This is a genomic window from Lutibaculum baratangense AMV1 (assembly GCF_000496075.1).
GTDB classification, from domain to species: Bacteria; Pseudomonadota; Alphaproteobacteria; order Rhizobiales; family Tepidamorphaceae; genus Lutibaculum; species Lutibaculum baratangense.
On the sequence record NZ_AWXZ01000013.1, the window covers coordinates 120,710 to 130,827 of the forward strand.

At 68.7% G+C, this 10,118-nt stretch carries 13 protein-coding genes; 10 read left to right on the forward strand and 3 right to left on the reverse strand.

Features of this window, described 5'->3' with window-relative positions; translation table 11 throughout:
• Position 1 precedes the first annotated feature (1 nt).
• The 8 genes from N177_RS02920 to N177_RS02955 all read left to right on the forward strand — a co-directional run bounded on the left by N177_RS02920 (position 2) and on the right by N177_RS02955 (position 6,712).
• Complete coding sequence (locus N177_RS02920; RefSeq protein ID WP_040485033.1) at positions 2-796, forward strand: ABC transporter ATP-binding protein; 795 nt, start codon at positions 2-4, stop codon at positions 794-796.
• Entirely contained in the window at positions 789-1,487 is a 699-nt protein-coding gene (locus tag N177_RS02925; RefSeq protein ID WP_023430735.1) for an ABC transporter ATP-binding protein, read from the forward strand. Before N177_RS02920 ends, N177_RS02925 begins: the two co-directional genes overlap by 8 nt.
• Positions 1,488-1,500: 13 nt before the next feature.
• A complete protein-coding gene (gene argE / locus N177_RS02930; RefSeq protein ID WP_023430736.1) occupies positions 1,501-2,655 on the forward strand; it encodes an acetylornithine deacetylase in 1,155 nt (384 codons plus the stop codon).
• 170 nt (positions 2,656-2,825) lie between these two features.
• Positions 2,826-4,124: a flavin-containing monooxygenase gene (locus tag N177_RS02935; protein WP_051402222.1), complete on the forward strand. Its 1,299-nt coding sequence runs from the start codon at positions 2,826-2,828 to the stop codon at positions 4,122-4,124.
• A gap of 45 nt (positions 4,125-4,169) precedes the next feature.
• Positions 4,170-4,592, forward strand: coding sequence for a RidA family protein (locus N177_RS02940; protein ID WP_023430738.1), 423 nt, complete (start codon positions 4,170-4,172; stop codon positions 4,590-4,592).
• The gene (locus N177_RS02945) at positions 4,589-5,263 is read left to right on the forward strand and encodes a DUF1028 domain-containing protein (protein WP_023430739.1); all 675 of its coding nucleotides are present in this window, start codon (positions 4,589-4,591) and stop codon (positions 5,261-5,263) included. The genes N177_RS02940 and N177_RS02945 overlap by 4 nt, the downstream gene beginning before the upstream one ends.
• A 48-nt stretch (positions 5,264-5,311) precedes the next feature.
• On the forward strand, positions 5,312-6,256 hold the full coding sequence (locus N177_RS02950; RefSeq protein ID WP_040485072.1) for a LysR family transcriptional regulator: 945 nt from the start codon (positions 5,312-5,314) through the stop codon (positions 6,254-6,256).
• A gap of 135 nt (positions 6,257-6,391) precedes the next feature.
• Positions 6,392-6,712 carry a DMT family transporter gene (locus tag N177_RS02955; RefSeq protein WP_023430741.1) on the forward strand — a complete coding sequence of 107 codons (321 nt, stop codon included), beginning with the start codon at positions 6,392-6,394 and terminating at the stop codon, positions 6,710-6,712.
• A gap of 40 nt (positions 6,713-6,752) precedes the next feature.
• On the opposite strand, the gene N177_RS21270 is transcribed toward N177_RS02955, so the two are convergent.
• Together N177_RS21270 and N177_RS02965 are read right to left on the reverse strand one after the other, a co-directional pair.
• The gene (locus N177_RS21270) at positions 6,753-7,031 is read right to left on the reverse strand and encodes a DUF6894 family protein (protein ID WP_023430742.1); all 279 of its coding nucleotides are present in this window, start codon (positions 7,029-7,031) and stop codon (positions 6,753-6,755) included.
• Between the two features lie 161 nt (positions 7,032-7,192).
• Positions 7,193-7,678: a hypothetical protein gene (locus N177_RS02965; protein ID WP_023430743.1), complete on the reverse strand. Its 486-nt coding sequence runs from the start codon at positions 7,676-7,678 to the stop codon at positions 7,193-7,195.
• Positions 7,679-7,840: 162 nt separating this feature from the next.
• Here N177_RS02965 and N177_RS02970 point away from each other — a divergent pair, with 162 nt between their 5' ends.
• Positions 7,841-8,212, forward strand: coding sequence for a DUF6152 family protein (locus N177_RS02970; protein ID WP_023430744.1), 372 nt, complete (start codon positions 7,841-7,843; stop codon positions 8,210-8,212).
• Between the two features lie 155 nt (positions 8,213-8,367).
• Entirely contained in the window at positions 8,368-8,790 is a 423-nt protein-coding gene (locus N177_RS02975) for a globin family protein (protein ID WP_023430745.1), read from the forward strand.
• 78 nt (positions 8,791-8,868) lie between these two features.
• Here the strand turns inward: N177_RS02975 and N177_RS02980 are convergent, their stop codons facing one another.
• On the reverse strand, positions 8,869-10,080 hold the full coding sequence (locus N177_RS02980) for an NADP-dependent isocitrate dehydrogenase (protein WP_023430746.1): 1,212 nt from the start codon (positions 10,078-10,080) through the stop codon (positions 8,869-8,871).
• Positions 10,081-10,118 lie beyond the last annotated feature (38 nt).

A 10,118-nucleotide genomic window follows, 5' to 3' on the forward strand; every position in this document is an offset into this window, starting at 1 on the left:
GATGGAGGCTCCGGTCGTGCTGTCGGGCGAAGGCCTGACCATGCGCTTCGGCGGCATCGTCGCCATGGCGGAGGTGAGCTTCGAGCTCAGGCGGGGCGAGATCCTCGGCATCATCGGCCCGAACGGCGCCGGCAAGTCGACGCTCCTGAACATCGTCACCGGGATCTACCGCCCGAGCTCGGGCGAGGTGTGGCTCGAGGGCGAGCGGCTGAACGGCATCCCGTCGCACAGGATCGTGTCGCGCGGCATCGCGCGGACGTTTCAGTCGAGCCGCCTCTTCACCGACTTGAGCGTGCTCGACAACGTGATCATCGGCCGGCACTCCCGGACGAGGTCGGGCGTCTTCGACGCGATCTTCCGCCGCGGCCGCGCCGACCGGGAGCTCGCGGAATCGGCCGCCATCGCCGAGGAGCTTCTCAAGGGCGTCTCGCGCGACCTCTTCGACCAGCGCCACAGGGCGGCGGGCGAGCTGCCGCAGGCGGACCGGCGCCGCCTCGAGATCGCGCGGGCGCTGGCCAGCGAGCCGAAGGTCCTGCTTCTCGACGAGCCGTCCTCCGGCATGGACGACGCGGACACCGACGCGCTGATGGACGACATTCGCGCGATCTGCGCCGCGCGGCCGGAGCTGTCGATGATGATCATCGAGCACGACATGCGCCTCGTGGCGGCGCTGCCCCACCGCGTGATGGTGCTCGACTACGGGCAGAAGCTCGCCGACGGACCCTACGAGGAGATCCGCCGGATCCCGCGCGTCCAGGAGGCCTATCTCGGCAGGAAGGCGGCGCAGCATGCTTAAGCTCCAGAACGTCGACACGAATTACGGGGTCGTGGCGATGCTCCGCGACGTGTCGCTCGAGGTCATGCCGGGCGAGCTCGTCTGCATCCTGGGGCCGAACGGCGCCGGGAAGACGACGACCTTCCGGGCCATCTCCGGTCTCCTGCCGCTCGCGGGCGGCCGCATCGAGGTTCTCGGCCAGGACGTCGCGAAGGTCCGCACGGAGGCGCTGAGCGGGCTCGGGATCGGCTTCGTGCCGGAGGGCCGCCGCCTCTTCGGCGAGGTCTCCGTGCGCGACAACATCCGGCTCGGCTTCGAGGCGCAGAAGGGGCAGGGCCGCTTCGAGGACCGGCTCGACGAGATGCTCGCGCTGTTTCCCCGCGTCGGCGAGCGCATCTCGCAGCGCGCGGCGACCCTCTCGGGCGGCGAGCAGGCGATGGTGGCGCTGGCGCGCGCGCTCATCGGCTCGCCGAAGCTCATCGTGATGGACGAGCCGTCGCTCGGCCTCTCGCCGAAGCTGATCGACGACTATTTCGAGACCGTCGCCAGGATCAACAAGAACGGCACCACCGTGCTCCTGATCGAGCAGAACGCGGAGACGGCGCTGTCGATCGCCGACCGCGGGATCATGCTCGTGAAGGGCCGGGTCGTCGCCTCTGGCCAGGCGGCAGACCTCTTGAAGAGCGACGAGCTCAGCCACCTCTACCTCTGAGAGGCGACCGACCATGACGACGCGGACCCTCGAGCTTCTCGACCGGCTGATCGCGTTTCCGACCGTCAGCCGCGACCCCAATCGCGAGCTGATCGACTTCGTGGCGTCCTTCCTCGCCGAGCGCGGCATCTCAAGCGAGGTGATCGCCACGCCGGACGGGCGGAAGGCCAATCTCTTCGCGACGATCGGCCCGGGCAACATCCCGGGGGTCATGCTGTCGGGGCACACCGACGTCGTGCCGGTCGACGGCCAGGACTGGTCGAGCGAGCCGTTCCGGATGGACGTGCGCGACGGCCGGGCCTATGGCCGCGGCACCGCAGACATGAAGGGCTTCGTGGCCGCCGTGCTGGCCCTCGCCGAGCGCGCGGCGAGCGAGGATCTGAAGACGCCGCTCCACATCGCGCTCAGCCACGACGAGGAGATCGGTTGCGTCGGCGTCCGCTCCCTCGTCGAGAAGATGGCGGAGCGCCCGTTGCGGCCGCGCTTCTGCCTCGTCGGCGAGCCGACCTCGATGCGCGTTGCGCTCGGCCACAAGGGGAAACTCGGCGCGAGGGCCTGCGCGCACGGCGTGTCCGGCCACTCCGCGCTCGCCCCCAAGGCGCTGAACGCGATCCACCTCGCCTGCGACTTCGTCGGCCGGCTGCGCCTGCGGCAGGCCGAGCTCGCCGCCTCGGGCCGGCGCGACAACGACTACGACGTGCCGTACACGACGATCCATGTCGGCAAGATCGGCGGCGGCACCGCGCTGAACATCGTGCCGGAAAGCTCTTCGCTCGACTTCGAGATCCGCAACGTCGCCGGCGACGACGCCGAACAGATCCTCGCCCTCCTGCGCCGGGACGCCGACGAGATCGTGGCGCGCGAGGCCGACCGCTTCGAGCGGGCGGCGATCGACATCGAGACCTTCAACACCTATCCCGCGCTCGATACGGCCCCTGACGCCGAGGTCGTCGCCTTCGCGAAGGCGCTCGTCGAGGACGAGGGGCACTTCAAGGTGGCGTTCGGCACGGAGGGCGGGATCTTCCACCAGGACCTGTCGATCCCGACGGTGGTCTGCGGTCCGGGCTCGATGGACCAGGGCCACAAGGCGGACGAGTTCGTGGCGCTCGACCAGCTGGCCGCCGCCGACCGCATGATGGACCGGCTGCTCGACAAGCTCAGGGCCTGACGCCGTCGCTTTGGCCGGATCGAGGACGCTGCAGCAGCCCTCCGAAAGGCCGAAGCAGTGCTGATCGAAATCGTAATTTTCGCGGGCCGGGCGCTCCATTAGGCCGGTGGGTGAGGCTCACTCCCGAGGTGGGCGGCCTCGCGGCCGGTGAGACAAGGGACACGGGGGACATGCCAGTGGAAAAGATCGACACGCTCGTCGTCGGCGCCGGCCAGGCGGGCGTCGCGATGAGCGAGCATCTGACGAGAAACGGCGTTCCGCATCTCGTGCTCGAGCGGTCGAGGATCGCCGAGCGCTGGCGCACCGCGCGGTGGGACTCCCTCGTGGCGAACGGCCCCGCGTGGCACGACCGCTTTCCGGGGCTCGAGTTCGACGGCTTCGGACCCGACGAGTTCGTGCCGAAGGACAGGGTCGCGGATTACTTCGTCGCCTACGCCGAGCGGTTCGGCGCCCCGATCCGCTGCGGCGTCGAGGTGAAGAGCGTGCGCAGGCTCGAGGATCGGCCGGGCTTCAGGGTCGAGACCTCGGAGGGGACGATCGAGGCCGAGAGCGTCGTCGCCGCGACGGGCGCCTTCCAGAGCCCCGTCATCCCGCCGATCGTGCCGGAGGACGCGGGGATCGCGCAGCTTCATTCGAGCGCCTACCGCAACCCCGCGCAGCTGCCGGACGGGGCGGTGCTCGTCGTCGGCGCCGGGTCGTCGGGGGTGCAGATCGCCGACGAGCTCCTTCGCGCGGGACGGCAGGTCTATCTTTCGGTCGGCCCGCACGACCGCCCGCCGCGGTCGTACCGCAACCGCGACTTCGTCTGGTGGCTCGGCGTTCTCGGCAAATGGGACGTGCAGGCGCAGGCGCCGGGCACGGAGCACGTGACGATCGCCGTCAGCGGCGCCCATGGCGGCGAGACGATCGACTTCCGCCGCCTCGCCGAGCAGGGAATGACGCTCGTCGGCCGGACGGAAGCCTGCCGCGACGGCGTCCTGACCTTCGCGCCCGATCTCGCGGAGAACATAAGGCGGGGCGACGCGAATTACCTTGCGCTGCTCGACGAGGCCGACGCCTTCGTCGCGCGCAACGGCCTCGACCTGCCGGAGGAGCCCGGCGCCCGCGTCTTCACCGCCGATCCCGCCTGCGTCACGGATCCTGTCCGCGAGCTCGACCTGAAGCAGGCGGGCATCTCGACGATCATCTGGGCGACCGGCTTCACCTCCGATTACGGCTGGCTCGAGGTCGACGCGTTCGACGAGACCGGCCGCCCGAAGCACCAGCGCGGCGTCTCGTCGGAGGCCGGCATCTACTTCCTCGGCCTGCCGTGGCTGTCGGGCCGGGGGTCGAGCTTCATCTGGGGCGTCTGGCACGACGCGAAGTATCTCGCCGACCACATCGTGACGCGGCGCGGCTACATGGCCTACCGCCCCTCGGCGGGGGCGCGGGCGCAACCCGCCCCGCGCGACGCGCTCACCGGAACCTGAGCCGCAGCAATCCGTCCCGAACCCGAAAACCCGATGGAGTCCCAAGTGGCGCACACCCGCATCCGCAAGTTCAACACCAAGGAAACCTACCCCGAGCAGAACCTCGACAACGACCTCTGCCAGACGGTCGTGGCGAAGGGCAGCATGGTGTTCGTGCGCGGGCAGATCGGCCAGGACCTCGACACGAACGAGAGCGTCGCGATCGGCGACGCGGCGGGGCAGACCGAGCAGGCGATGGCCAACATCAAGATGCTGCTCGAGGAAGCCGGCGCAAAGCTCGAGCACGTCTGCAAGATCACGATCTACATCGTCGACCCGCGCTACCGCGAGCAGGTCTACCGCGTCGTCGGCAAGTGGCTGAAGGGCGTCTATCCCGTCTCGACCGGCATCGTCGTCTCCGCGCTCGCGAGGCCCGAATGGCTCGTCGAGGTCGACGCCATCGCCGTGATCCCGGAGGACGGAGAATGACATTCTCGATCGTCGCCCGCTGCGCCGGGACCGGCATGTTCGGCGTCGCCGTCTCGTCCTCCTCTCCGGCGGTCGCGGCGCGCTGCGCCTATGCGAGGGCGGGCGTCGGAGCGGTCGCGAGCCAGAACGTGACGGATCCCTCGCTCGGCACGCGGGCGCTCGACCTGATGGCGCTCGGCGCCGGCGCCGCGCAGGCGATCGAGGTGCTGCGAGGCTCCACGCCGCATATGGAGTTCCGGCAGGTTCTGGCCGTCGACGCCCACGGCGCCTCGGCGATCCACTCGGGCCCGCGCGCGCTCGGCACCTGGGCGGAGGCGAAGGGGCAGGACGTCGCCTGCGGCGGCAACCTCCTCGCAAACCCGGACGTGCCGCAGCGCATGGTGGAGGCGTTCCATGCCTCCTCAGGGCATCTCGGCGATCGCCTCGTCGAGGTGATGCGGGCGGCGCTCGAGGCGGGCGGCGAGGCCGGGCCGGTGCATTCCGCCGGCATGAAGCTCGTCGACAAGGTGTCGTGGCCGGTCGCCGATCTCCGTGTCGACTGGACGGACGACTGCCCGATCGAAGCCCTGGCCCGCCTCTGGGGGATATACAAGCCGCAGCTCGCCGACTATGTCACGCGGGCGCTCGACCCCTCCGCCGCGCCGAGCTACGGCGTTCCCGGCGACGAGTAAATCGATGCTATAGGGGGACGAAACAAGGTGCCGTCCCCCGAGGTGTCGATGCGCTTCACCCTGCGCCAGCTCGAGTATTTCATCGCCGCGGGCGAGGCCGGCAGCATCACGCTCGCCTCCGAGCGCATCCACATCTCCCAGCCCTCGATCTCGACGGCGATCTCGCATCTGGAGCAGGAGCTGAACGTCCAGCTCTTCATCCGCCACCACGCCCAGGGCCTGTCGCTGACGCCTGCCGGCCGCGATCTCCTGCGCGAGGCGAAGGCGCTCGTCTCCCAGGCGCAGAACCTCTACCTCAAGGCCTCCGAGGCGACCGACCAGGTGCGCGGCTCGCTGTCGCTCGGCTGCATGGTGACGCTCGCGCCGATGCTCGTGCCGGAGCTCACCCACTCCTTCACCTCGGCCTTTCCGGCGACCTCGATCCGGCACATGGAAGGCAACCACGAGGAGCTGTTCGACGGTCTGCGCCGCTCCGAGATCGACATCGCGATCTGCTACGACCTGCAGATCCCCGAGGACGTTTCCTTCACGCCGCTCGCCCAGCTGCCGCCGCACGTCCTGATGGGCGAGGCCGATCCGCTCGCCCGCCAGCCGTCGATCGCGCTCGCCGACATCGCGAAGAAGCCGATGATCCTGCTCGACCTGCCGATCAGCCGGGAATATTTCCTCGCGCTGTTCCTGAACGAGGGGCTCGAGCCGACGATCGCCGCCCGCTCGACGCACCAGGAGGTCGTGCGCACCATGGTCGCGAACGGCTACGGCTACTCGATCCTGAACGTCACGCCCCGCTCCGACCTCGCCCTCGACGGGCGCAAGCTCGTCCGCGTCCGGCTCTCCGGCAACCACCGGCCGATGACGATCGGCACCGCCGTCCTGAAATCGCTGCGGCAGTCGAAGCTCGTCTCCGCCTTCGACACGCATTGCCAGAGTTACGTGTCGAACTCCTACATACCCGGCATGGTCGCGCCGAGCTTCGCAGCGCGCCGGGTGTGATCGCCCGCTCAAGGCCGGCGCGGCGGGGTTGTCCCGCGCACGCCGCTCGATATATTCGCCCGTGCGAGGCCACGTCCTCCCCCGCATGAGGGTCAAGGTCCGGGACGGCCCGGCAGCCAACGACAGGAGGCCGCCGTGGCTTGGATCGTGCTCGTCGTCGCCGGATTGCTGGAGGTCGTCTGGGCCTTCTCCATGAAGCAGTCGGAGGGCTTCACCCGCCTCGCGCCCTCCCTCGTCACGCTCGTGGCGATGGCTGCGAGCTTCCTGCTTCTGGTCTGGTCGATGCGGGTGCTCCCGCTGGGCACCGCCTACACCGTGTGGACGGGAATCGGCGCCGTCGGAGCCTTCGTCGTCGGCATCGTCTGGCTCGGCGAGGGGGTGAGCGCGCTCAGGATCATGGCGGCGTTCCTGATCGTCGGCGGGCTCGTGCTGATGAAGCTGTCGAGCTCGGCCTGAGCGTGCCGGTGGCGGGCCGGAGGGGCAGCCGGCAGCGGCACTAGCTGGTCAGGGTGATCGCCTCCCGGTCGGAGGCGGCGGCCTCCTCGGTCTGTTCGATCTTGAGCTGAAAGCTGAGCGTCATCAGGAGCTCGTCGGCCTCGTTCGTCACGCGCATCTGCCATGGATGTCCCTCACAGACGTGGTCGCGGCAGACGATCAGGATCTCGGAGGCGCACTGCACCGCCTCCTGGCGGGCTTCCTCGAGGTCTTTGAGCTCCGTTCCCTCCGTGTCGCGGCGCGTCACGCCGTCGTGGACGTGAAAGAAGTAGCGCGGCATCCATCTCTCCACTCGTCGTCGGACCCAAGCCATGTGGTACGGCTGGGGAGAAGTGTCGGATTTCAGACATTGGACCAGGTGCTGCCGGCGCGACAGTGCGGAAGTGCAACGCGAGCCTTCCGTCCGGTGCCGAACGTCCTCGGCGCCGGCTTCCGCGAGGCTCACTGCAGGAAGCCGATCCAGCGACCCGCGACCACGGCGGAGGCCCAGACGGCGAGGGAGAGTGACACGGAGGCGGTGACGAGCGCGTGGCGTTCGCCGCCCCGCAGCACCACGAGCCAGTGCCGGGAGGCACGAAGGAGAAGCGCATTCGCGACGCCGAGCGCGACGAGGCCGAGCTTGATGAGAAACGCCGGGTTCTGTGCATATTCGGTCGGGCGCACCGTGAAGAGCAGGAACCCGCTCGCGCCCGCGAGCAGCACCCCCGCCATGGCCATCTGCGAGAGGGGCGGAGCGAGAGCCTCGATCGGGTAGGTCCGGAAGAGGCCGAGGACGCGCAGGTCGAGCGTCACGATCGCGCCGACGAGAATGCCGATCGAGAAGATGTGCGCCGCGTTCACGAGCGGATAGACGACGCTCGAGCGCCTGAGCGTGTCGGCCAGCCTCCAGTCGGCGATCTCTGCGAGAAGTCCCCAGAGTGCTTCCATGCGGGCCTCCCTGTCTCGAACGGTCGTCCGCGCCCCCCTCTTGCAGGACAGGAGAGGTTGATGGAAAGCCCGACCCTTGCCGCTCGCGCGAGCGTGAATTGAAAGAACGGCGCGTGCCGCCATGTCTCGTGGAGAAGATATTCGAACGGGAGAAGGTTCGCGATGAAGAGGGTGCTTTCGATGCTGACGGCCTGCGCCATGGGCGCCGCCGTCACTGCCGCGCCCGCGGCAGCCCACCACGGGTGGAACTGGACGACGGGCGAGAACCGGGAACTGACGGGGACGATCACGGGCGTGAGCCTCGGCAACCCCCATGGCACGCTCGAGGTCGAGGTCGACGGCGAGACATGGACGGTCGAGGTCGGCCAGCCCTGGCGCAACGAGCGGGCGGGCCTGCGCGAGGGCGACCTCGCCGAGGGCGTGGAGGCGACCTTCGTCGGCGAGGCGTCGAGCGACACGTCGGACAGACGGCTGAAGGTCGAGAGGCTGGTGATCGACGGCCAGACCTACGAGCTCTACCCCGGGCGGGACTGAGCGGGCGCTTACGTGCCCGCCGGGTGTCGAAACGCGGGTGAAACAGGCTCGAAACCAGAACGGTGCTTCGCGTGGTGCCGGCGACGTCGGCCGGAAACCGACATGTGAGACCTATCGGCTCCATCCAAGGTCGGCAATTCGAAGCGGAGGAGCCAATGACGCCCGGCGACATCGAACTCGTGAAGACGAGCTTTCAGGCCATCGTCCCGATGAAGGAGGCGGCGGCAGCCCTGTTCTACAAGCGGTTGTTCGAGATCGACCCCGCCCTCCGCGACCTCTTCCCCGCCGACATGGCCGGCCAGGGGCTCAAGCTGATGACGGCACTCGCCTTCGCGGTGCGGGGGCTCGAGCGGCCGCAGACGATCTTGCCGGTGCTCGAGGGCCTTGGTCGGCGCCACGCCTTCTACGGCGTCGAGGAGCGCGACTACGCGACGGTCGGGCAGGCGCTTGTCGAGACGCTGGACGCCGCGATGGGCGAGGAGTTCACGCCCGAGCTCCGCGCGGCATGGATCGCCGCCTACATGCTTCTGTCGGGCGCCATGATCGAGGCGGCGCGGCAGGCGAAGGTGGCCGCCTGAAGCCCGAGGGCCGCGCCTCGACGTGAGAAAGGGCGCGGTGGATGCCGCGCCCTTCGTCTCGTCGGGAGCCCCGGAAGCTCAGGACATCGCCTTCTGCAGGTTCTCATCGACCTTGTCGAGGAAACCGGTGGTCGTCAGCCACTTCTGGTCGGGGCCGACGAGGAGGGCGAGGTCCTTCGTCATGTAGCCGGCCTCGACCGTCTCGATGCAGACGCGCTCGAGCTTCGCAGAGAAGTCGGCGAGGGCCTGGTTGCCGTCGAGCTTCGCCCTGTGGGCGAGGCCGCGGGTCCACGCGAAGATCGAGGCGATCGAGTTCGTCGAGGTCTCGTGGCCCTGCTGGTGCTGGCGGTAGTGGCGCGTGACCGTGCCGTGGGCGGCCTCGGCCTCGACCGTCTTGCCGTCCGGCGTCATCAGCACGGACGTCATCAGGCCGAGCGAGCCGAAGCCCTGCGCCACCGTGTCGGACTGGACGTCGCCGTCGTAGTTCTTGCACGCCCACACGTAGCCGCCCGACCACTTCATCGCGGCCGCGACCATGTCGTCGATCAGGCGGTGCTCGTAGTGGATGCCCTTCTTCTCGAAGTCGGCCTTGAACTCGGCGTCGTAGATCTCCTGGAAGATGTTCCGGAAGCGGCCGTCATACTGCTTGAGGATCGTGTCCTTCGTGGAGAGGTAGACCGGGAAGCCGCGCGACAGGCCGTAGTTGAACGAGGCGCGGGCGAAGTCCTTGATCGACTCGTCGAGATTGTACATCGCCATCGCGACGCCGCCGCCCGGAGCCTTGAACACCTCGTGCTCGATCTCGGTGCCGTCCTCGCCGATGAACTTGATCGTCAGCGTGCCGGCGCCGGGGAAGTGGAAGTCGGTGGCGCGATACTGGTCGCCGAAGGCGTGGCGGCCGATGATGATCGGCTGCGTCCAGCCGGGCACGAGGCGGGGCACGTTCTTGCAGATGATCGGCTCGCGGAAGATCACGCCGCCGAGGATGTTGCGGATCGTGCCGTTCGGCGACCGCCACATCTTCTTCAGGTTGAACTCCTTCACGCGGCCCTCGTCCGGCGTGATGGTGGCGCACTTCACGCCGACGCCGTACTGCTTGATGGCGTTGGCCGCGTCGATCGTGATCTGATCGTCCGTCGCGTCGCGGGCCTCGACACCGAGGTCGTAGTACTTGAGGTCGATGTCCAGATAGGGGTGGATGAGCTTGTCCTTGATGAGCTGCCAGATGATGCGGGTCATCTCGTCGCCGTCGAGCTCGACGACGGGGTTCTCAACCTTGATCTTGGCCATGCGGCTTAACCTCTCCCGTGACGGATTTCTGCTGAAGA